We start from the raw sequence: 20,564 nt of genomic DNA, 5'->3' as shown, positions 1-20,564 counted from the left end.
ACATTAAGATCCATCGCAATTGAGTCACAACCAGCGACGGTTCTCACTTATGTATGTCTGCCTCTGCACTGGCGTCACCGACGGTCAAATCCGCGATGCAATCTATGAAGGTTGCTGCAGCTACAAGGAAGTCCGTCTGGCTACCGGCGTAGCCGGCCAATGTGGTAAATGCGCTTGCCTGGCCAAGGAAGTGGTGCGCGAAACACTGGGCAAGCTGCAATCAGCCCAGGCGGCGATTCCCTACCCCGCAGAATTTACCGCCGCATAACTACCCATATTTCGAAGAACCGGACTTGATGTCCGGTTTTTTTATGTCTGAAAATCAATCGCTTAGGGCCTAGACGCGGAACACAAACATTCTTATTCCGATTAATTTTCATTTAAGTTTCAATAACTTAGGTTTGACACTATTAATTACGCGGCTCAAACTCTGCCTTATATACAGCTAATACAGGGCAGGACTCCGACCATGAAAGGCGACGTTACAGTCATCCAGCATCTCAACAAAATCCTTGGCAATGAGCTGGTCGCGATCAATCAGTACTTCCTGCATGCGCGCATGTATGAAGATTGGGGCCTGAACAAGCTAGGCAAGCACGAGTACCACGAATCCATCGACGAGATGAAGCACGCTGACAAGCTGATCAAGCGCATCCTGTTCCTTGAAGGCCTGCCGAACGTCCAGGACCTGGGCAAGCTGCACATCGGCGAGCACACCAAGGAAATGCTTGAGTGTGACTTGAAGATCGAACGCGACGGCCATGCCGATCTGAAAGTCGCTATCGCTCATTGCGAAACCGTCGGCGACTTCGGTAGCCGTGAGCTGCTCGAAGACATTCTTGAATCCGAAGAAGAACATATCGATTGGCTGGAAACCCAACTGGGCCTGATCGATAAAGTCGGTCTTGAGAACTATCTGCAGTCGCAGATGGGCGAAGAGTAAGTTCTGCGCCGCTAACCCCGACGCAATAAAAAGCCCCGCTCTCTTTTACAGAGGCGGGGCTTTTTTAATGACCGAATTTCAGGCTCACCCTGGAACAAATGTGGGAGCGGGCTTGCTCGCTCCCACACACAGCGAATCAGGCTTCGGTCTTGTTCGCTGCGGCTTTTGCTGCTGCGTCTTTGATCAGTGCCTGCAACGAACCGTCAGCAGACATTTCAGTCATGATGTCGCTACCGCCGACCAACTCACCGCCGACCCACAGTTGCGGGAAGGTTGGCCAGTTAGCGTACTTAGGCAGGTTGGCGCGGATTTCCGGGTTCTGCAGGATATCCACATAGGCAAACTTTTCGCCACAGGCCATTACAGCCTGAGCGGCTTTCGCGGAGAACCCACACTGCGGGGCATTCGGCGAGCCTTTCATGTAAAGCAGAATGGTGTTGTTGGCAATCTGCTCTTTAATCGTTTCGATGATATCCATGGAGCACCTCGGCTGAACTTTCCGACTCAGTGGTCGGCACGGTGGCGCATTGTAACGGAAACCCGAGCGCCATGCTCGGCCTCCCCGACAGACATGTTCACGCCGCCGCCACGGTCACCGGCACGCCATTCAACGCCGCATTGCCCGACAACTCATCGAGCTGACATTCGTCAGTCAGGTCATTGGCGCTGGAGCCTGGCTGGCTACTGGCAATCGACATCTGCACACCCGGTCGCGCATGACCCCAACCGTGAGGAAGGCTGACCACACCTTTCATCATATCCAGGCTGGCGACCACTTCAACCTCGATCACGCCGACCCGCGAACTGACGCGCACCCGCTGCCCATCGCTGAGCCCGCGGCTGGCCAAATCGTCCGGGTTCATCAGCAGTTGATGCCGCGGTTTGCCCTTCACCAGACGGTGATAGTTGTGCATCCATGAGTTGTTGCTGCGCACATGACGGCGGCCGATCATCAGCAACTCATCGGCAGCCGGTGCTTGTAGTGCCGCGAAGCGCGCCAGGTCGGCGAGGATCTCGACAGGCGCCGCCTGGACTCGTTGATTGGCGGTTTTCAGGCGTGGTGCCAGGTTGGGTTTGAGCGCCCCGAGATCGATACCGTGAGGATGATCGAACAAGGTCGCCAGCGACAGTTTGTGTTCCGAAGCGTCGCCATACAGGCCCATCCGCAGCCCTCGGTCGATCATCTGCGCTGGCGCGATAGTTGGTTTCAGCTCCTTGCCGGTCTTGGCCGCAAAGGCTTTGGCCAGCCCCACGAAAATTTCCCAGTCATGCAGCGCGCCTTCGGGCTTGGCCAGGATCGCCCGGTTGAAGCGGGTGACGTTGCGCACCGCGAACATGTTGAACGTGGTGTCGTAATGATCGTTTTCCAACGCCGAAGTCGACGGCAGGATCAGGTCGGCATAACGCGTGGTTTCATTGATGTACAGGTCGACGCTGACCATGAACTCCAATCCGTCCAGTGCCTGCTCCAGTTGTCGGCCATTGGGCGTGGACAGCACCGGATTACCCGCCACGGTGATCAGCGCGCGGACCTGCCCTTCCCCTTCGGTGAGCATCTCTTCGGCCAGCGCCGACACCGGCAGTTCTCCAGCGTATTCTGGACGTCCGGACACCCGGCTCTGCCACCGGTTGAAATGCCCGCCCGAGGTCGATGCCACCAGATCCACCGCAGGCTCGGTGCACAACGCACCGCCCACCCGGTCGAGGTTGCCCGTGACCAGATTGATCAGTTGCACCAGCCAATGGCACAGGGTGCCGAAAGCCTGGGTCGAAACGCCCATGCGGCCATAGCAGACCGCGGTCGGCGCTGCCGCGAAGTCGCGCGCCAGTTGGCGGATCTGCTCGGCGGGCACTGCGCACAACGGGCTCATGGCCTCGGCGGTGAAACCTGCGATCTCCCCACGCACTTCATCCAGGCCGTCGACCGGTAAATGACTGTCGCTGGCCAAGCCTTCAGTAAACAAGGTATTGAGCAGCCCGAACAACAGCGCCGCATCGCCACCGGGGCGCACGAACAAATGCTGATCGGCAATCGCCGCCGTTTCGCTGCGACGCGGATCGACCACCACCACTTTGCCGCCCCGCGCCTGAATCGCCTTGAGGCGCTTCTCTACATCCGGCACGGTCATGATGCTGCCGTTGGAGGCCAGTGGATTGCCGCCCAGGATCAGCATGAAATCGGTGTGATCGATGTCCGGGATCGGCAACAGCAAGCCGTGGCCGTACATCAAGTGACTGCTCAGGTGATGGGGCAACTGATCGACCGATGTCGCGGAAAACCGGTTACGGGTTTTCAGCAGTCCGAGAAAATAATTGCTGTGGGTCATCAACCCATAGTTATGCACGCTGGGGTTGCCCTGATAGACCGCCACCGCGTTCTGCCCGTGACGCTCCTGAATCGCCGCCAGGCGGTCGGCCACAAGGCTGAAAGCATCTTCCCACTCGATAGGCTGCCATTCGCTGCCTACTCGCAGCATCGGCTGACGCAGGCGATCCGGATCGTTCTGAATGTCTTGCAGGGCTACCGCTTTGGGGCAGATATGCCCGCGGCTGAAGGTGTCTTGGGGGTCACCCTTGATCGAGGTGATCTGTACGCCGCTGCCTTCGACCTCGGAGGTTTCGATGGTCAGGCCGCAGATGGCTTCACACAAGTGGCACGCACGGTGATGGAGAGTCTTGGTCATGGCCAGTCTCTGTTTTGTTCTGGGCGGGTAATATCGGCCGCGGGAACAAAACTATGGCGCGCGATTCGCCCCTTTGCCAGCGACGTTCGTCTTGTGAATTGGCGACCATCAGGCCAGCCGATGGCCGCAAGGGATCAGTTCGACGGTAGACTCGGCGGCGCCTGCAACTGAATCTCCTCGATGGTTTCGATCTGCTCATGGGCAACATGCACGCCGGTGAGCTCGCCGATCAGTCGCCAATGCTCGTCGAGCCCGGCGCTGATGGTGGCCATGCGGTCGATCATGCGCCGGCCAGCCGCCTTCGTGACTTCGTCTTCACTGCGCAACAGCTCGAAAGACATCGAGGTCATGGAAGCGGTGAGGTGAGTCAGGGAGCGTGCCGTAAGGCCGAGTAGCTCCATCAACAGTTGTTCTTTCGATTCCATTCCAAGGGCTTCCTGCGTCGCTCGTGACCTAGTTATAACCCAGCACTTTGCTTTAGCAAATGTTTCGGACAACACACATTGCCCGCTAGAGGCCCGAATGACAGGTCAAAAACCGACCGTCAGCGTGTCGCCCGCGCCCTGTTTGATTGCCAAGCCCGGCGAGCCCAGTGTACAAATGGTTAGCTGCTGTCAGGAAACAGGCTTCAAAAGCGCTATTGCGGTCACCCGTAGCCCCTCTGAAATCCCCTAAACACCGTAGCCCATTGGAAAAACGCGACATTTAATGTCAATATCGCGCCTCCCCCTATTTCGTCGCCCCGTGCGGCTTACGCCGCAGGTCTCGCCCGTTTTTCAGTTAAACAAGGCTTTGAGTATCTGCGGTCTGTTGCAAAAAGGTAGTCAATGATGAGCGCAAGGCACTTTCTCTCCCTGATGGATTGCACGCCCGAAGAGCTGGTCAGCGTGATCCGTCGAGGCGTTGAGCTCAAGGACCTGCGTAACCGCGGCGTACTGTTCGAGCCATTGAAGAACCGCGTCCTGGGGATGATCTTCGAGAAGTCCTCGACCCGCACCCGTATCTCGTTTGAAGCCGGCATGATCCAGCTCGGTGGCCAGGCGATCTTCCTGTCGCCGCGCGATACCCAACTGGGTCGCGGCGAGCCGATCGGCGACTGCGCCATCGTCATGTCGAGCATGCTCGATGCGGTGATGATCCGTACCTTTGCCCACAGCACCCTGACCGAATTCGCCGCCAACTCCCGTGTGCCGGTGATCAACGGCCTGTCCGACGACCTGCACCCATGCCAGTTGCTGGCCGACATGCAAACCTTCCTCGAACACCGCGGTTCGATTCAAGGCAAGACCGTGGCCTGGATCGGTGATGGCAACAACATGTGCAACAGCTATATAGAAGCGGCGATCCAGTTCGACTTCCAGTTGCGCATCGCCTGCCCGGAAGGTTACGAACCCAACCCTGAGTTCGTGGCTAAAGCCGGCGATCGGGTGACCATCGTCCGCGATCCGCAGGAAGCCGTAAGCGGCGCACATCTGGTGAGCACCGACGTCTGGACCTCTATGGGCCAGGAAGAGGAAACCGCCAAGCGCCTGAAATTGTTCGCCCCCTTCCAGGTCAACCGTGCCCTGCTCGACCTGGCCGCGCCGGACGTCCTGTTCATGCATTGCCTGCCGGCCCACCGTGGCGAGGAAATCAGTCTCGACCTGCTCGACGACTCGCGCTCGGTGGCCTGGGATCAAGCCGAAAACCGTCTTCACGCACAAAAGGCGCTGCTCGAGTTTCTCGTCGAGCCGGCGTATCACCACGCATGAGCCCGCCCTTACTGCTGAACCTGCGCAACCTGGCTTGCGGTTACCAAAACCAGCGGGTCGTGCAGAACCTCAACCTGCATTTGAACGCCGGCGATATCGGTTGTCTGCTGGGGTCTTCGGGCTGCGGTAAAACCACCACCCTGCGGGCGATTGCCGGTTTTGAACCGGTGCACGAAGGTGAAATCCAGCTGGCGGGCGAGACCATCTCCAGCGCTGGCTTCACCCTCGCCCCGGAGAAGCGCCGGATCGGCATGGTGTTCCAGGATTACGCACTGTTTCCGCATTTGAGCGTGGCCGAGAACATCGCTTTCGGGATCCGCAAGCACCCGCAAAAGGATCGCATCACCGAAGAATTGCTCGAACTGGTCAACCTGAAAAACCTCGGCAAACGCTTCCCCCATGAGCTGTCCGGCGGCCAGCAGCAACGTGTCGCCCTCGCCCGCGCCCTGGCGCCGGAACCGCAATTGCTGTTGCTCGATGAACCGTTCTCCAACCTCGACGGTGAACTACGACGCAAGCTCAGTCATGAGGTACGCGACATTCTCAAGGCTCGCGGCACCAGTGCGATCCTGGTGACCCACGATCAGGAAGAAGCCTTCGCAGTCAGCGACCATGTCGGCGTTTTCAAGGAAGGTCGCCTTGAACAGTGGGATACGCCCTACAACCTCTATCACGAACCGCTGACGCCGTATGTGGCCAGTTTCATTGGCCAGGGTTACTTCATTCGCGGTCAGTTGAGCAGCCCGGAGTCGGTGCAGACCGAGTTGGGGGAATTGCGCGGTAATCGTGCCTACACCTGGCCGATCGGTGGCGCCGTGGACGTATTGTTGCGTCCGGACGATATCGTCTATGCGCCGGACAGCCCACTGAGGACGCAGATTGTTGGCAAGAGCTTCCAGGGGGCATCGACCCTGTACCGCTTGCAGTTGCCTACGGGCGCGCAGTTGGAGTCGATTTTCCCGAGCCATGCCGATCATCTGGTCGGTGCTGAAGTAGGCATTCGGGTGGCGGCTGAACACCTGGTGTTGTTCCAGGCGTCCGGCAGCACGGCGGCGCAGATTCCGGTGATCGAATCCGGTGTTCGGCGGTACAGCTCCTCTAGCTGACACCCCAATCTGTGTAGGAGCGAGGCTTGCCCGCGAAGGCGTCATGTCAGTCAATGATGATATCGACTGACACTACGCCTTCGCGGGCAAGTCGGATCGCCGCACCGCTCGCTCCTACAAAAAATCATCCGAGCAATAACTTGCCGCTTGCGACCAGCGTCGCATTCCCGCCAATACTCACCCGATCACCTTCCAGCTGGCAAAACAACTCCCCGCCCCGTGCCGAACACTGATAAGCCGTCAGACTCGACTTGCTCAAGCGTTGCGACCAGTACGGAATCAGGCTGCAATGGGTTGAACCGGTCACCGGGTCTTCGTTGATGCCGATTGCTGGCGCAAAGTACCGCGATACAAAATCATGCTTGTTGCCCTTGGCCGTCACAATGGCGCCCGGCCACGGCAGTTTTGCCAGCGCAACCATGTCCGGCTGACAATCGAGCACGGCTTGCTCGGACTCCAGTACCACGAACAATTCTTTCGAACCCAACACATCGACTGCTTTCACACCCAAGGCGCGCTCGACCTCCAGGGTCACGCCCACTTCTGTCGGCGCGATGGCCGGGAAATCCAGCCACAAGCGCTTGCCCTCACGACTGACACTCAGCGGGCCGGACTTGCAGATGAAGTCCAGCCGCTCGACCGGCTCTTTATAGATTTCAAACAGGACAAAGGCACTGGCCAGGGTCGCATGGCCGCATAACGGGACTTCGGTGGTCGGGGTAAACCAGCGGATGTGCCAGACGGCATCCTCACGCACCAGAAATGCGGTTTCGGCGAGGTTGTGTTCGGCGGCGATTTTTTGCATCAACTCATCGTCGAGCCAGGTATCGAGCCGATACACCATCGCCGGGTTGCCACTGAACGGCCGATCACTGAACGCGTCGACTTGATGAAACTCTAGCTGCATGCCACTTCTCCCTTTTTCAGGTCGACGAGCATGAAGCCACGAGGAGCCCTTCACCAGTGACAGAACGAATCAATTTCCACCATACAGCGCCGGGCTGAACGCCCGAGGCCTTCTGCTCACGCGCGACCGATATCGGCGAACTTCGCCTGGGTGTATTCGGCCAACACGGCGGGCGCCAGCTCAACTTCCAGACCACGCCGTCCGGCGCTGACAAAGATGCTGGAAAAAGGCTGAGCCGAATGATCGATAAAGGTACGCAGGCGCTTCTTCTGTCCGAGCGGGCTGATGCCGCCTAACAGATAGCCTGTCGATCGCTGTGCAGCCGCGGGGTCGGCCATTTCGACTTTTTTCACGCCAGCGGCCTGCGCCAGCGCCTTCAAGTCCAGACTTCCGACGACCGGCACCACCGCCACCAACAATTCTCCCTTTTCGCTGGCCGCCAGCAAGGTCTTGAACACCTGGGCCGGGTCCAACCCCAGTTTCTCCGCGGCCTCCAGGCCATAGGACGCTGCCTTCGGATCATGTTCGTAACTGTGCACGCGATGTTCGGCACGAACTTTTTTCAACAAATCCAATGCGGGGGTCATGGCAGCTCCAAGCTTGGCGGCAGAAGAAAAATACTGCGCAAGATTCTAGGTCATTGATCGATAAAAGGCTCTATTACAACGCCATTTCAAAAGCTTGGCCGGGCTTCTGTGCCGTTCGTCCACGGTCGGCCTGCCTGATGAACGATGCGGTCATTCACGTGACTAATAGTTGAAATGTGACCGACAGTTCACTTTCGACCTTTGACAGCAGCGTTTCTTGTCTATATTTTTTCGAATCTGAATACTGTACGAATGTCTCACCGCAGCACCCAGCAGTAAGCCGGGCACAGGATGGGGATCCTTGCCTCGGTGAAAATCGCGCTTTGACCTTGATGAAAAAGCGCCAGACAACAACAAAAACGAGGTTTTCAATGACAACTGCTTTACAACAACCGTCGCTCTCCAGCCAATGCATGGCCGAGTTTCTGGGTACTGCACTGCTAATCTTTTTCGGTACCGGCTGTGTTGCCGCGCTCAAGGTGGCGGGTGCCAGCTTCGGGCTGTGGGAAATCAGCATCATTTGGGGGGTTGGCGTCAGCATGGCGATCTACCTCACCGCCGGCGTTTCCGGCGCGCACCTCAATCCTGCCGTAAGTATCGCGCTGAGCATTTTCGCTGACTTCGAAAAGCGCAAACTGCCTTTCTATATCTTCTCCCAGGTGGCCGGCGCCTTCTGCGGGGCCTTGTTGGTTTACACGCTGTACAGCAACCTTTTCTTCGATTTCGAACAAACTCACCAAATGGTTCGTGGCACTCAGGCCAGCCTTGAATTGGCTTCGGTGTTCTCCACCTTCCCGAACCCTGCCCTGACCACAGCCCAGGCCTTTTTGGTTGAAGTGATCATCACCGCCATCCTGATGGGAGTGATCATGTCGTTGACCGACGACAACAATGGCCTGCCCAAAGGGCCGCTGGCGCCGTTGCTGATCGGCCTGCTGATTGCCGTGATCGGTAGCTCAATGGGCCCGCTGACCGGTTTCGCGATGAACCCGGCCCGCGACTTCGGTCCTAAACTAATGACTTTCTTTACAGGCTGGGGTGAAATTTCCCTCACTGGCGGGCGCGATATCCCGTACTTCCTGATCCCGATTTTTGCACCGATTGTCGGTGCCTGCCTCGGTGCTGCAGCTTATCGTGGGTTGATTGCCCGCCATCTGCCCAGCGCCATACCTGCTAAAAAGGATGCAGCACCGGCCATTGACGGCAAACCAAGAACGTCTTGAAACCGTTGACGCGCGATCCTGCCCATTTTGGTCCCGCGCCTGACTTCACTTCCTTATTTCGTCCAAGGCAATCGACATGACCGACATTCAGAATAAGAACTACATCATTGCCCTCGATCAGGGTACGACCAGCTCCCGCGCGATCATTTTCGACCGTGACGCGAACGTGGTCTGCACCGCCCAACGCGAATTCGCACAGCATTACCCGCAAGCCGGCTGGGTCGAACATGACCCGATGGAAATCTTCGCCACCCAAAGCGCCGTGATGGTCGAGGCCCTGGCTCAAGCCGGCCTGCATCACGACCAGGTCGCGGCCATCGGTATCACCAACCAGCGCGAAACCACCGTGGTCTGGGACAAGACCACCGGCCGCCCGATCTACAACGCGATCGTCTGGCAGTGCCGCCGCAGCACCGAAATCTGCCAACAGCTCAAGCGCGATGGCCACGAGCAGTACATCAGCGACACCACTGGCCTGGTCACCGACCCGTACTTCTCCGGCACCAAGCTCAAGTGGATCCTCGACAACGTCGAAGGCAGCCGCGAGCGGGCGCGCAAGGGTGAACTGCTGTTCGGCACCATCGATAGCTGGCTGATCTGGAAATTTACCGGCGGCAAAGTGCACGTCACCGATTACACCAACGCCTCGCGCACCATGCTCTTCAATATCCATACGCTGGAGTGGGACGCGAAGATGCTGGAAGTCCTCGACATCCCGCGCGAGATGCTCCCGGAAGTTAAGTCCTCATCCGAAATCTACGGCCACACCAAAAGCGGCATCGCCATTGGCGGTATCGCCGGCGACCAGCAGGCGGCCCTCTTCGGCCAGATGTGCGTCGAGCCAGGCCAGGCGAAAAACACCTACGGCACCGGTTGCTTCCTGCTGATGAACACCGGCGACAAAGCGGTGAAATCCAAACACGGCATGCTCACCACCATCGCTTGCGGCCCGCGCGGCGAAGTGGCCTATGCGCTGGAAGGCGCGGTATTCAACGGTGGTTCCACCGTGCAGTGGCTGCGTGACGAGTTGAAAATCATCAACGACGCCCACGACACCGAATACTTCGCCAACAAGGTCAAGGACAGCAACGGTGTGTACCTGGTGCCGGCCTTCACCGGTCTGGGTGCTCCGTACTGGGACCCGTATGCCCGTGGCGCGCTGTTCGGCCTGACTCGCGGCGTACGCGTGGATCACATCATTCGTGCCGCGCTGGAGTCGATTGCCTACCAGACCCGTGACGTCCTGGACGCCATGCAACAGGATTCCGGCGAACGCCTCAAAGCCCTGCGCGTAGACGGCGGCGCAGTGGCGAACAATTTCCTGATGCAGTTCCAGGCCGACATCCTCGGCACTCAGGTCGAGCGTCCGAAAATGCGCGAAACCACCGCGTTGGGCGCCGCTTACCTGGCGGGTCTGGCCTGCGGCTTCTGGGGCAGCCTGGACGAGTTGCGCGGCAAGGCCGTGATCGAGCGCGAGTTCGAACCGATGCTGGACGAAACCGCGAAGGAAAAACTCTACGCCGGCTGGAAAAAAGCCGTCAGCCGCACCCGTGATTGGGAACCGCACGAGGGTGCTGAATAAGCCAAGGTCGGGTTCTAACTGGCAGGGAGCAGATTCCTGCGGCATCATGGGCAAATTTTGCACGGCAGCCCAAAGGAAGCCCCATGAATCTGCCTCCCCGTCAGCAGCAAATCCTCGAACTGGTCCGCGAACGCGGCTATGTCAGCATCGAGGAAATGGCTCAGCTGTTCGTCGTTACACCGCAAACCATCCGCCGCGATATCAATCAACTGGCGGAAGTGAATCTGTTGCGTCGCTACCATGGCGGCGCAGCCTACGACTCCAGCGTCGAAAACACCGCCTACGCCATGCGCGCCGATCAGATGCGCGATGAAAAGCAGCGTATCGGCGAAGCCATTGCCGCTCAGATTCCCGATCACGCCTCGCTGTTCATCAACATCGGCACCACCACCGAATCCATCGCTCGGGCACTGCTCAACCACAACCACCTGAAGATCATCACCAACAACCTGCATGTGGCCTCGATGCTCAGCGCCAAGGACGATTTCGACGTGCTGCTGACCGGTGGCAACGTACGGCGTGACGGTGGCGTGGTCGGTCAGGCGAGTGTCGACTTCATCAACCAGTTCAAGGTCGACTTCGCGCTAGTCGGCATCAGCGGCATCGATGAAGACGGCAGCTTGCTGGACTTCGATTATCAGGAAGTGCGGGTGTCCCAGGCGATCATCGCCAACGCCCGACAAGTGATTCTGGCGGCTGACTCCAGCAAATTCGGGCGCAACGCCATGATTCGCCTGGGGCCGATCAGCCTGATCGATTGCCTGGTCACCGATCAGCAGCCCTCGCCGGCCTTGGCGCAGTTGTTGAGCCAGCACAAGATACGGCTGGAAGTCGTTTAACCTCCCCTCACATCTTCGTCGCCTGTACCGACGCCATCGCGGGCAAGCCCGCTCCCACAGGGTCTGTACATAACCTGTGGGAGCGGGCTTGCCCGCGATGACGGCCACATCCGCAACACACCTCTTGCGCCCTACCGCGCGTCTAAATGTTCGTAAATTTTCCTTTAACCGCCCTTCGATCAGTATTTTCAATCGAAGTTGACTGGCTGCGCGTGTCTTTATGGGCTAATATTTTCGCAAATGAACATTAATGTTCGAATTCCAATATACAAAATCAAAAGCCCGAGGCCAGCCGATGCCCACTTCTACCTTGCCTACGCCCCCTCTCGCCGAGGTTTACGATATCGCCGTCATCGGTGGTGGGATCAATGGCGTGGGGATCGCAGCGGATGCCGCCGGTCGCGGTCTTTCGGTATTCCTTTGCGAAAAGGATGACTTGGCCAGCCACACCTCATCCGCCAGCAGCAAGCTGATCCACGGCGGCCTGCGCTATCTCGAACATTACGAGTTCCGCTTGGTGCGCGAAGCCCTTGCCGAGCGCGAAGTACTGCTGGCCAAGGCGCCGCACATCGTCAAACAGATGCGTTTCGTGTTGCCGCACCGCCCGCACCTGCGTCCGGCCTGGATGATCCGCGCCGGCCTGTTCCTTTATGATCACCTCGGCAAACGGGAAAAACTCGAAGGCTCGAAAAGCCTGAAGTTCGGCCCGGACAGCGCACTGAAAAGCGAAATCACCAAAGGCTTCGAATATTCCGATTGCTGGGTCGATGACGCGCGCCTGGTCGTGCTGAACGCCATGGCCGCCCGCGAAAAAGGCGCCCACGTTCATACGCAAACCCGCTGCGTCAGTGCCCGTCGCACCAAAGGCCTGTGGGACCTGCACCTGGAACGCGCCGATGGCAGCCTGTTTTCGATCCGTGCCAAGGCGCTGGTGAACGCGGCCGGCCCATGGGTCGCCCAGTTCATTCGTGACGACCTGAAGATGGAATCGCCGTACGGCATCCGCTTGATCCAGGGCAGCCACCTGATCGTGCCGAAGCTGTATGAAGGCGAACACGCGCACATTCTGCAAAACGAAGATCAGCGTATCGTCTTCACCATTCCGTACCTGAACCACTTCACCCTGATTGGCACCACCGACCGCGAGTACACCGGGGACCCGGCTAAAGTGGCGATCACCGAGGGCGAAACCGATTACCTGCTCAAAGTGGTCAACGCCCACTTCAAGAAGCAACTCAGCCGCACGGACATCCTGCACAGCTATTCCGGCGTTCGTCCGCTATGCAACGACGAATCCGACAACCCGTCGGCCGTCACCCGCGACTACACCCTGGCGTTGTCGGGCAGTGGCGAAGAAGCACCGTTACTGTCGGTGTTCGGCGGCAAACTGACGACTTACCGCAAACTGGCCGAATCGGCGCTGGCGCAACTGGCCCCGTACTTCACGCACATCAAGCCAAGCTGGACCGCCAGCGCCACCCTGCCCGGCGGCGAAGACATGACCACCCCGCAAGCCTTGAGCTCGCGGATCCGCGACAAGTTCGACTGGGTGCCCACCGAGATCGCCCGACGCTGGGCCACCACTTACGGCAGCCGCACCTGGCGCATGCTCGAGCGTGTGGAAAGCCTCAGTGACCTGGGCGAACACATCGGCGGCGGTCTCTACACCCGCGAAGTCGATTACCTGTGCAGCGAAGAATGGGCAACCACCGCCCACGACATTCTGTGGCGCCGCAGCAAGCTTGGGCTGTTCACCACCCCGGCCGAGCAGCAGAAGCTCAAGGATTACCTGAACAAGGTCGAACAGAACCGCAGCAAGATCGAAGCGGCCTGATCGGGAATCCGGTTAAAACGAAGCCCCTGAATCTCACGATTCAGGGGCTTTTTGTATTCCGAACACACCTCGACTCCCTGTGGGAGCCGGGCTAGCCCGCGATGACGGCAGCACAGCCGCTAATAATGTCGACTGACACACCGCTATCGCGGGCAAGCCCGCTCCCACAGGGTTTGAGCAAGACCCAAGATTGCATTCGGTTTTCCGAACGCGACTTGCCAGTCGATTCGGTAAACCGGATCGTCCGATAGAAAATTCAACGCCATAAATATTTAATACCTTTATAAATCAATAACTTGATCCATACCGCCTGGTCTGGCACGAGTCATGCTCTACACTCTTGGACGAATGTCTGCTGCGCCAGCCCTTCAGGAGCCGGCAAGCATTCGAAGCACAAAAAAGGGCCGATGAACTGGCTCCATATAAAAACAATGTCGAGGAAAATTTGATGCGCATCGTTCCCCATCTCCTGGGCGCAGCCATTGCTGCCGCTCTGATTAGCACTCCAGTTTTCGCAGCCGAACTCACCGGCACACTGAAGAAGATCAAAGAGTCCGGCACCATCACCCTCGGGCATCGTGACGCTTCCATTCCGTTTTCCTACATCTCGGACGCTTCCGGCAAACCGGTTGGCTACTCCCACGATATCCAGCTGAAAGTCGTCGAAGCCATCAAGAAAGACCTGGACATGCCCAACCTCCAGGTCAAATACAACCTGGTGACCTCGCAAACCCGTATCCCGCTGGTGCAGAACGGCACCGTGGACCTCGAGTGCGGTTCCACCACCAACAACGTCGAGCGTCAGCAGCAAGTTGACTTCTCCGTCGGCATCTTCGAAATCGGCACCAAGCTGCTGTCCAAGAAAGACTCCCCGTACAAAGACTTCGCCGACCTTAAAGGCAAGAACGTCGTGACCACCGCCGGCACCACGTCCGAGCGCATCCTCAAGTCGATGAACGCCGACAAGCAGATGGGCATGAACGTGATCTCCGCCAAAGACCATGGCGAGTCCTTCCAGATGCTGGAAACCGGCCGTGCCGTGGCTTTCATGATGGACGACGCCTTGCTGGCCGGTGAAATGGCCAAGGCCAAGAAGCCGACTGACTGGGCCGTGACCGGGACTGCACAGTCCAACGAGATTTACGGCTGCATGGTCCGCAAGGGCGACGCGCCGTTCAAGAAAGCTGTCGACGACGCCATCATCGCGACCTACAAATCCGGCGAGATCAACAAGATCTACGAAAAATGGTTCATGCAGCCAATTCCGCCTAAAGGCCTGAACCTGATGTTCCCGATGAGCGAAGAGCTCAAGGCCCTGATCGCCAATCCGACCGACAAAGCGGCTGACGAAAAGAAATCCTGATTTCTGACTAACCTTACCCTCTGAAGGGCCTCTGCCCTTTCAGAGGGTTGTCACTCCCTGCTGGCATTTCTGGAAACACTCGAACCGGTGGCTGTCGAGCCGTTCGCGTGTGCCTGACCGTCATCGGGCACTTGTACATCGATCGAATCCGAGGGGAGACCCTAATGAATTACAACTGGGACTGGGGCGTGTTCTTCAAGTCCACCGGCGTGGGCAGCGAGATTTATTTCGACTGGTACCTCTCCGGTTTGGGCTGGACCATCGCCATCGCCATCGCAGCCTGGATCATCGCGCTGCTGCTGGGCTCGATTCTGGGCGTCATGCGCACGGTGCCGAACCGCATCGTATCGGGCATCGCGACCTGCTACGTCGAACTCTTCCGTAACGTGCCACTGCTGGTTCAGCTGTTCATCTGGTACTTCCTGGTGCCCGACCTGCTGCCGCAAAACCTGCAGGACTGGTACAAACAGGACCTGAACCCAACCACCTCGGCCTTCCTCAGCGTCGTCGTGTGCCTGGGCCTGTTCACCACGGCTCGTGTTTGTGAACAAGTGCGCACCGGTATCCAGGCGCTGCCTCGCGGCCAGGAATCCGCTGCCCGTGCCATGGGTTTCAAGCTGCCGCAGATCTACTGGAACGTGCTGCTGCCCCAGGCTTATCGCATCATCATTCCGCCGCTTACCTCGGAATTTTTGAACGTATTCAAGAACTCGTCCGTGGCATCGCTGATCGGCCTGATGGAGCTGCTCGCGCAGACCAAACAGACCGCCGAGTTCTCCGCCAACCTGTTCGAAGCCTTCACCCTGGCCACGCTGATCTACTTCACGCTGAACATGGGCCTGATGCTGCTGATGCGCGGTGTCGAGAAGAAAGTCGCCGTACCGGGCCTGATCTCCGTAGGGGGTAAATGATGGAATTCGACTTCTCGGGCATCATCCCTTCCCTGCCGGGCTTGTGGAACGGCATGGTCATGACCCTCAAGCTGATGGCCTTGGGCGTGGTCGGCGGGATCATCCTCGGCACGATCCTGGCACTGATGCGCCTGTCCCACAGCAAACTGCTGTCGAACATCGCCGGCGCCTACGTTAACTACTTCCGTTCGATTCCATTGCTGCTGGTCATCACCTGGTTCTACCTGGCGGTGCCGTTCGTTCTGCGCTGGATCACCGGTGAAGACACCCCGATCGGCGCGTTCGCCTCATGCATCGTGGCATTCATGATGTTCGAAGCGGCGTACTTCTGCGAAATCGTCCGCGCCGGCGTGCAGTCGATTCCCAAGGGCCAGATGAGTGCTGCCCAGGCCATGGGCATGACGTATAGCCAGATGATGCGTTTGATCATCCTGCCGCAAGCGTTCCGCAAGATGACCCCGCTGCTGCTGCAACAGAGCATCATCCTGTTTCAGGACACTTCGCTGGTCTACGCGGTGGGTCTGGTCGACTTCCTCAATGCCTCGCGCGCCAGTGGCGACATCATCGGTCGCTCCAATGAGTTCCTGATCTTCGCCGGTTTCACATACTTCATCATCAGCTTTGCCGCCTCGCAGCTGGTCAAGCGTCTGCAAAAAAGGTTTGCCGTATGATCTCTATCAAGAATGTCAACAAGTGGTATGGCGACTTCCAGGTACTGACTGACTGCAGCACCGAGGTCAAAAAAGGCGAAGTGATCGTGGTGTGCGGGCCGTCCGGTTCCGGCAAATCCACCCTGATCAAATGCGTCAACGCGCTGGAACCGTTCCAGAAAGGCGACGTGATCGTCGATGGCACGTCTATCGCCGACCCGAAAACCAACTTGCCGAAACTGCGTTCGCGCGTCGGCATGGTGTTCCAGCATTTCGAACTGTTCCCGCACCTCAGCATCATGGATAACCTGACCATCGCGCAAATCAAGGTGCTGGGCCGCAGCAAGGAAGAAGCCAGCAAAAAAGCCCTGCAACTGCTTGAGCGCGTTGGCCTCTCCTCCCACGCCAAAAAGCACCCGGGCCAGCTTTCCGGTGGTCAGCAACAGCGTGTGGCGATTGCCCGTGCGCTGGCGATGGATCCGATCGTCATGCTGTTCGACGAACCGACCTCGGCGCTGGACCCGGAAATGGTCAACGAAGTACTCGACGTGATGGTGCAACTGGCCCACGAAGGCATGACCATGATGTGCGTGACCCACGAAATGGGCTTCGCCCGTAAAGTGGCAGACCGGGTGATTTTCATGGACCAGGGCAAGATCATCGAAGACTGCAAGAAAGAAGAGTTCTTCGGCGACATCAACGCCCGTGCCGAGCGTACACAGCACTTCCTCGCGAAAATTTTGCAGCACTAAGAAAGGCACCGCTCCCCAACTGATGTGGGAGCGGACTTGTGTGGAGTGAACCGCTTTTCGTAGGAGCCAGGCTTGCCGGCGAAGGCGCTCTCAAGGACGCCTTCGCCGGCAAGCCTGGCTCCTACGGATCACCACACAGCAGCTCCCACAGGGGCCCGTGGGTATATGGATATTTGTGTTGTGGTTGACCCAAGGCATCTGTGATGAAATGCGACTCCACCCTCTATCGCGCCGCGCCGCCATCACTCGCCGTGAAACCCCGTTTGATTCGCCATCTGTTCCTGCCGCCGCTGATCATCGCCCTGATGATCGGATTGGGTTACATCGGCTTCTGGGTCAGTGAACACTACGGAATTCGCAGCCTCAGCGAGAATGGCCAGCGTCAGCTGGAACTGCACGCCCGCGCCGTCGAGAGCGAAATCAGCAAGTACACCTACCTGCCCAGCCTGCTGGAACTCGAATCCAGTGTTTCCAAACTGCTGGCCGACACGTCACCGGAACACCGGCAGACGGTCAACGAATACCTTGAAGGCCTGAACCGGCGCAGCCGCAGTCGGGCCATTTATGTGATGGACACCACCGGTCGCGTACTGGCCACCAGCAACTGGCGCGATGTCGACAGTTATCTGGGTGAAGACCTGTCCTTCCGCGCCTATTTCCAGAATGCCGTGCGCGGTCAGCCGGGGCGTTTCTACGGCATCGGCAGCACCAGTGGCGAACCCGGCTATTACCTGGCTCACGGGCTGGAGGAGCACGGCAAGATCATCGGCGTCGCCGTGGTCAAGGTTCGCCTCGAAGCCATGGAAGAACGCTGGCAGCGCGCGCGCCTGGAAGCCTTCGTCAGCGACGAAAACGGCATCATCATTCTCTCCAGCGATCCGGCGCGGCGGCTTAAATCGGTTGTGCCATTGAGCGAGGAAACCAAGGAAAAACTGGCCCGTAGCCTGCAGTACTACTGGTTTCCACTGAACGAACTGCAACCGCTGGCGCGGGAGAAACTCGCCGAAGGCGAGGAAAAGCTGACCTTCCCCGCCAACAGCGAATTGATGTCCGATGAAGAGAACATCAGCTACCTGTCGCAAACCCGGCCGCTGAGCGACACCCCATGGAATTTCACCCTGCTCACCCCCCTGCAGGATTTGCGGCGTGAAGCGATCAATCAGGGGATTCTGGTGGCGGTGGCGTTTGCCCTGGTGGCGTTTCTGCTGATCGCCTGGAACGAGCGGCGCAAGGTGATCGCCACCCGCCTCGCGGCGCGGGAAGCTTTGCAGGAAGCCAACAATCAACTGGAGCGTCGGATTACCGAACGCACCACCGACCTGCGCGCCAGCAACGAACGGCTCAAGGGCCAGATCCGCGAACGGCGTCAGGCGGAAGAGACGCTGCGCCGCGCCCAGGATGAACTGGTCCAGGCCGGCAAACTGGCCGCCATCGGCCAGATGTCCACCAGCATCGCCCACGAATTGAACCAGCCGCTGGCCGCCTTGCGGACCTTGTCCGGCAATACCGTGCGTTTTCTGGAACGCGGTCAGCTGGATGTGGCCAGCACCAACCTCAAGACCATCAATGAACTGATCGACCGCATGGGCCGGATCACCGCCAGCCTGCGTTCCTTCGCCCGGCGCGGTGATGACAAGGGCCAGGCCAGTTTTGGTAAAGCCGTAGACGCCGCCCTGCAATTGCTGGGCAGCCGGATGGAAAGCGCGCACCTGCAATTGCATCGCGACCTCGAAGACGTGCAGGTACAGATCGACCAGACTCGTCTGGAGCAGATTCTGGTCAACCTGATCGGCAACGCGCTCGACGCCATGCAGTCGCAGCCCCAGCCGGAGCTGTGGCTCGAAGCCGAGGAATTCGACGGCAAGTATCGCCTGCGGGTGCGCGACAATGGCCACGGCATCGATGCCGAAGCGCGCAAGCATCTGTTCGAACCGTTCTTCACCACCAAACCCGGCGAACAGGGCCTGGGCCTCGGCCTGACTTTGTCGGCGAGCCTGGCCGCCGCCACCGGCGGGCATCTGGGTGTCGAACACCCGGCCAGCGGTGGTACCACCTTCGTCCTCAGTTTACCGTTGGTAAGCCCCACTCCCGCCGAGCCAATATGAACAACGACCTTAGTGTGCTGATCGTCGAAGACGACCCCCATGTCCTGCTGGGCTGCCAACAGGCGCTGACCCTGGAAGACATTCCCTGCATGGGCGTCGGCAGCGCCGAAGAAGCGCTGGAGCGAGTCGGCGATAACTTCGCCGGCATCGTCATCAGCGACATTCGCCTGCCGGGCATCGATGGTCTGGAACTGCTGACCCGGCTCAAGGCCCGTGATCGCAGCCTGCCAGTGGTGCTGATTACTGGCCACGGCGACATCTCCATGGCTGTCGGCGCGATGCAGAAAGGCGCCTATGACTTCATGGAGAAACCCTTCTCCCCCGAACGCCTGGTGGACGTCGCCCGCCGTGCGCTGGAGCAACGCAGCCTGGCGCGGGAAGTCACCTCGTTACGTCGCCAACTGTTCGAGCGTGATTCCCTCGAAGGCCGGATCATCGGGCGCTCACCGGCCATGCAGAACCTGCGGGAACTGATCGCCAACGTCGCCGATACCTCGGCCAACGTGCTGATCGAAGGCGAGACCGGAACCGGTAAAGAACTGGTTGCACGCTGCCTGCACGACTTCAGCCGCCGGCACAGCAAACAGTTCGTCGCGCTGAACTGCGGTGGCCTGCCGGAGAACCTGTTCGAAAGTGAAATCTTCGGCCACGAGGCCAACGCCTTCACCGGTGCCGGCAAGCGGCGGATCGGCAAGATCGAACACGCCGACGGCGGCACGCTGTTCCTCGATGAAGTGGAAAGCATGCCGCTGCCGTTGCAGATCAAACTGCTGCGGGTATTGCAGGAACGCACCCTTGAACGCCTCGGCTCAAACCAGAGCGTGGCGGTGGATTGCCGAGTGATCGCCGCGACCAAGTCCGATCTGGATCAATCGAGCAAGGCCGGCGAGTTTCGCAGCGACCTGTATTACCGCCTGAACGTGGTAACCCTGGAGTTGCCGCCGCTGCGCGAACGCCGCGAAGACATCCTGCAACTGTTCGAACACTTCCTGCAGCAGTCATCCCTACGCTTCGACCGCGCCGTGCCGGATCTGGACAACCAGACCCTGTCGAACCTGATGAGCCACGACTGGCCGGGCAACGTGCGCGAATTACGCAACGTCGCCGAGCGTTTCGCATTGGGCCTGCCGGCCTTCAAAAAATCCGGCACCAATGGCAACAATCAAGGCCTGGCCTTCGCCGAAGCGGTGGAAGCCTTCGAACGCAACCTGCTCAGCGACGCCTTGCAGCGCAGCGGCGGCAACCTGACCCAGGCCAGCCAGGAACTGGGGATGGCCAAGACCACGCTGTTCGACAAAGTGAAGAAGTACGGGCTGAGCCACTGATG

19 protein-coding genes are annotated in these 20,564 nt (G+C 58.9%); 14 read left to right on the top strand and 5 right to left on the bottom strand.

Annotated elements, in window-relative coordinates:
• Window positions 1–49: 49 nt before the first annotated feature.
• Both PSH65_RS06545 and bfr read left to right on the top strand, forming a co-directional pair.
• Entirely contained in the window at window positions 50–268 is a 219-nt protein-coding gene (locus PSH65_RS06545; protein WP_305425438.1) for a bacterioferritin-associated ferredoxin, read from the top strand.
• A gap of 201 nt (window positions 269–469) precedes the next feature.
• Window positions 470–943: a bacterioferritin gene (gene bfr / locus PSH65_RS06540; protein WP_019581554.1), complete on the top strand. Its 474-nt coding sequence runs from the start codon at window positions 470–472 to the stop codon at window positions 941–943.
• A 136-nt stretch (window positions 944–1,079) separates the two neighbouring features.
• On the opposite strand, the gene grxD is transcribed toward bfr, so the two are convergent.
• The 3 genes from grxD to PSH65_RS06525 all read right to left on the bottom strand — a co-directional run bounded on the left by grxD (window position 1,080) and on the right by PSH65_RS06525 (window position 4,052).
• Window positions 1,080–1,421, bottom strand: a complete 342-nt coding sequence (grxD, locus tag PSH65_RS06535; protein ID WP_305425437.1) for a Grx4 family monothiol glutaredoxin — start codon at window positions 1,419–1,421, stop codon at window positions 1,080–1,082.
• Between the two features lie 97 nt (window positions 1,422–1,518).
• Window positions 1,519–3,627, bottom strand: coding sequence for a molybdopterin oxidoreductase family protein (locus PSH65_RS06530; RefSeq protein ID WP_305425436.1), 2,109 nt, complete (start codon window positions 3,625–3,627; stop codon window positions 1,519–1,521).
• Between the two features lie 134 nt (window positions 3,628–3,761).
• Window positions 3,762–4,052 carry a hypothetical protein gene (locus PSH65_RS06525; RefSeq protein ID WP_008069494.1) on the bottom strand — a complete coding sequence of 97 codons (291 nt, stop codon included), beginning with the start codon at window positions 4,050–4,052 and terminating at the stop codon, window positions 3,762–3,764.
• A 405-nt stretch (window positions 4,053–4,457) separates the two neighbouring features.
• Between PSH65_RS06525 and argF the strand changes: the two genes are divergently transcribed.
• Both argF and PSH65_RS06515 read left to right on the top strand, forming a co-directional pair.
• Window positions 4,458–5,378 carry an ornithine carbamoyltransferase gene (gene argF, locus PSH65_RS06520; protein ID WP_305425435.1) on the top strand — a complete coding sequence of 307 codons (921 nt, stop codon included), beginning with the start codon at window positions 4,458–4,460 and terminating at the stop codon, window positions 5,376–5,378.
• A complete protein-coding gene (locus PSH65_RS06515) occupies window positions 5,375–6,484 on the top strand; it encodes an ABC transporter ATP-binding protein (RefSeq protein WP_305425434.1) in 1,110 nt (369 codons plus the stop codon). The genes argF and PSH65_RS06515 overlap by 4 nt, the downstream gene beginning before the upstream one ends.
• 124 nt (window positions 6,485–6,608) lie before the next feature.
• Here the strand turns inward: PSH65_RS06515 and PSH65_RS06510 are convergent, their stop codons facing one another.
• Together PSH65_RS06510 and ybaK are read right to left on the bottom strand one after the other, a co-directional pair.
• Window positions 6,609–7,391 carry a PhzF family phenazine biosynthesis protein gene (locus tag PSH65_RS06510; protein WP_305425433.1) on the bottom strand — a complete coding sequence of 261 codons (783 nt, stop codon included), beginning with the start codon at window positions 7,389–7,391 and terminating at the stop codon, window positions 6,609–6,611.
• A gap of 116 nt (window positions 7,392–7,507) precedes the next feature.
• Window positions 7,508–7,978 (bottom strand): Cys-tRNA(Pro) deacylase, encoded by a 471-nt coding sequence (ybaK, locus tag PSH65_RS06505; RefSeq protein ID WP_305425431.1) that lies wholly within the window; start codon window positions 7,976–7,978, stop codon window positions 7,508–7,510.
• A 371-nt stretch (window positions 7,979–8,349) separates the two neighbouring features.
• Between ybaK and PSH65_RS06500 the strand changes: the two genes are divergently transcribed.
• The 10 genes from PSH65_RS06500 (at window position 8,350) to PSH65_RS06455 (ending at window position 20,562) form a co-directional block, all read left to right on the top strand.
• Complete coding sequence (locus tag PSH65_RS06500; protein ID WP_305426952.1) at window positions 8,350–9,201, top strand: MIP/aquaporin family protein; 852 nt, start codon at window positions 8,350–8,352, stop codon at window positions 9,199–9,201.
• A gap of 76 nt (window positions 9,202–9,277) precedes the next feature.
• Window positions 9,278–10,783: a glycerol kinase GlpK gene (gene glpK / locus PSH65_RS06495; RefSeq protein WP_305425430.1), complete on the top strand. Its 1,506-nt coding sequence runs from the start codon at window positions 9,278–9,280 to the stop codon at window positions 10,781–10,783.
• 83 nt (window positions 10,784–10,866) lie between these two features.
• Complete coding sequence (locus tag PSH65_RS06490) at window positions 10,867–11,622, top strand: DeoR/GlpR family transcriptional regulator (RefSeq protein WP_007898523.1); 756 nt, start codon at window positions 10,867–10,869, stop codon at window positions 11,620–11,622.
• Between the two features lie 295 nt (window positions 11,623–11,917).
• Complete coding sequence (gene glpD, locus PSH65_RS06485) at window positions 11,918–13,456, top strand: glycerol-3-phosphate dehydrogenase (RefSeq protein WP_305425429.1); 1,539 nt, start codon at window positions 11,918–11,920, stop codon at window positions 13,454–13,456.
• 448 nt (window positions 13,457–13,904) lie between these two features.
• Window positions 13,905–14,819, top strand: a complete 915-nt coding sequence (locus tag PSH65_RS06480; protein WP_305425428.1) for a glutamate/aspartate ABC transporter substrate-binding protein — start codon at window positions 13,905–13,907, stop codon at window positions 14,817–14,819.
• 164 nt (window positions 14,820–14,983) lie between these two features.
• Window positions 14,984–15,730, top strand: a complete 747-nt coding sequence (locus PSH65_RS06475) for an amino acid ABC transporter permease (RefSeq protein ID WP_305425427.1) — start codon at window positions 14,984–14,986, stop codon at window positions 15,728–15,730.
• Window positions 15,730–16,401, top strand: a complete 672-nt coding sequence (locus PSH65_RS06470; RefSeq protein WP_305426951.1) for an amino acid ABC transporter permease — start codon at window positions 15,730–15,732, stop codon at window positions 16,399–16,401. The genes PSH65_RS06475 and PSH65_RS06470 overlap by 1 nt, the downstream gene beginning before the upstream one ends.
• Window positions 16,398–17,132 carry an amino acid ABC transporter ATP-binding protein gene (locus tag PSH65_RS06465; RefSeq protein WP_305425426.1) on the top strand — a complete coding sequence of 245 codons (735 nt, stop codon included), beginning with the start codon at window positions 16,398–16,400 and terminating at the stop codon, window positions 17,130–17,132. Before PSH65_RS06470 ends, PSH65_RS06465 begins: the two co-directional genes overlap by 4 nt.
• 203 nt (window positions 17,133–17,335) lie before the next feature.
• A complete protein-coding gene (locus PSH65_RS06460; protein WP_305425425.1) occupies window positions 17,336–19,237 on the top strand; it encodes a sensor histidine kinase in 1,902 nt (633 codons plus the stop codon).
• Window positions 19,238–19,281: 44 nt separating this feature from the next.
• Window positions 19,282–20,562: a sigma-54 dependent transcriptional regulator gene (locus PSH65_RS06455; RefSeq protein ID WP_305426950.1), complete on the top strand. Its 1,281-nt coding sequence runs from the start codon at window positions 19,282–19,284 to the stop codon at window positions 20,560–20,562.
• The last annotated feature ends 2 nt before the right edge of the window (window positions 20,563–20,564 follow it).

The organism is Pseudomonas sp. FP603, assembly GCF_030687415.1.
GTDB classification, from domain to species: Bacteria; Pseudomonadota; Gammaproteobacteria; order Pseudomonadales; family Pseudomonadaceae; genus Aquipseudomonas; species Aquipseudomonas wuhanensis.
The sequence above is the reverse complement of the archived record's forward strand: the minus strand, read 5'-3'. Positions and strand labels throughout refer to the sequence as shown.

Excerpts from the sequence above, each read along its gene's own strand:
- PSH65_RS06545 (WP_305425438.1), top strand. The coding sequence starts at position 50 with ATGTATGTCTGCCTCTGCACTGGCGTCACCGACGGTCAAATCCGCGAT.
- bfr (WP_019581554.1), top strand. The coding sequence starts at position 470 with ATGAAAGGCGACGTTACAGTCATCCAGCATCTCAACAAAATCCTTGGC.
- grxD (WP_305425437.1), bottom strand. The coding sequence starts at position 1,421 with ATGGATATCATCGAAACGATTAAAGAGCAGATTGCCAACAACACCATT.
- PSH65_RS06530 (WP_305425436.1), bottom strand. The coding sequence starts at position 3,627 with ATGACCAAGACTCTCCATCACCGTGCGTGCCACTTGTGTGAAGCCATC.
- PSH65_RS06525 (WP_008069494.1), bottom strand. The coding sequence starts at position 4,052 with ATGGAATCGAAAGAACAACTGTTGATGGAGCTACTCGGCCTTACGGCA.
- argF (WP_305425435.1), top strand. The coding sequence starts at position 4,458 with ATGAGCGCAAGGCACTTTCTCTCCCTGATGGATTGCACGCCCGAAGAG.
- PSH65_RS06515 (WP_305425434.1), top strand. The coding sequence starts at position 5,375 with ATGAGCCCGCCCTTACTGCTGAACCTGCGCAACCTGGCTTGCGGTTAC.
- PSH65_RS06510 (WP_305425433.1), bottom strand. The coding sequence starts at position 7,391 with ATGCAGCTAGAGTTTCATCAAGTCGACGCGTTCAGTGATCGGCCGTTC.
- ybaK (WP_305425431.1), bottom strand. The coding sequence starts at position 7,978 with ATGACCCCCGCATTGGATTTGTTGAAAAAAGTTCGTGCCGAACATCGC.
- PSH65_RS06500 (WP_305426952.1), top strand. The coding sequence starts at position 8,350 with ATGACAACTGCTTTACAACAACCGTCGCTCTCCAGCCAATGCATGGCC.
- glpK (WP_305425430.1), top strand. The coding sequence starts at position 9,278 with ATGACCGACATTCAGAATAAGAACTACATCATTGCCCTCGATCAGGGT.
- PSH65_RS06490 (WP_007898523.1), top strand. The coding sequence starts at position 10,867 with ATGAATCTGCCTCCCCGTCAGCAGCAAATCCTCGAACTGGTCCGCGAA.
- glpD (WP_305425429.1), top strand. The coding sequence starts at position 11,918 with ATGCCCACTTCTACCTTGCCTACGCCCCCTCTCGCCGAGGTTTACGAT.
- PSH65_RS06480 (WP_305425428.1), top strand. The coding sequence starts at position 13,905 with ATGCGCATCGTTCCCCATCTCCTGGGCGCAGCCATTGCTGCCGCTCTG.
- PSH65_RS06475 (WP_305425427.1), top strand. The coding sequence starts at position 14,984 with ATGAATTACAACTGGGACTGGGGCGTGTTCTTCAAGTCCACCGGCGTG.
- PSH65_RS06470 (WP_305426951.1), top strand. The coding sequence starts at position 15,730 with ATGGAATTCGACTTCTCGGGCATCATCCCTTCCCTGCCGGGCTTGTGG.
- PSH65_RS06465 (WP_305425426.1), top strand. The coding sequence starts at position 16,398 with ATGATCTCTATCAAGAATGTCAACAAGTGGTATGGCGACTTCCAGGTA.
- PSH65_RS06460 (WP_305425425.1), top strand. The coding sequence starts at position 17,336 with ATGAAATGCGACTCCACCCTCTATCGCGCCGCGCCGCCATCACTCGCC.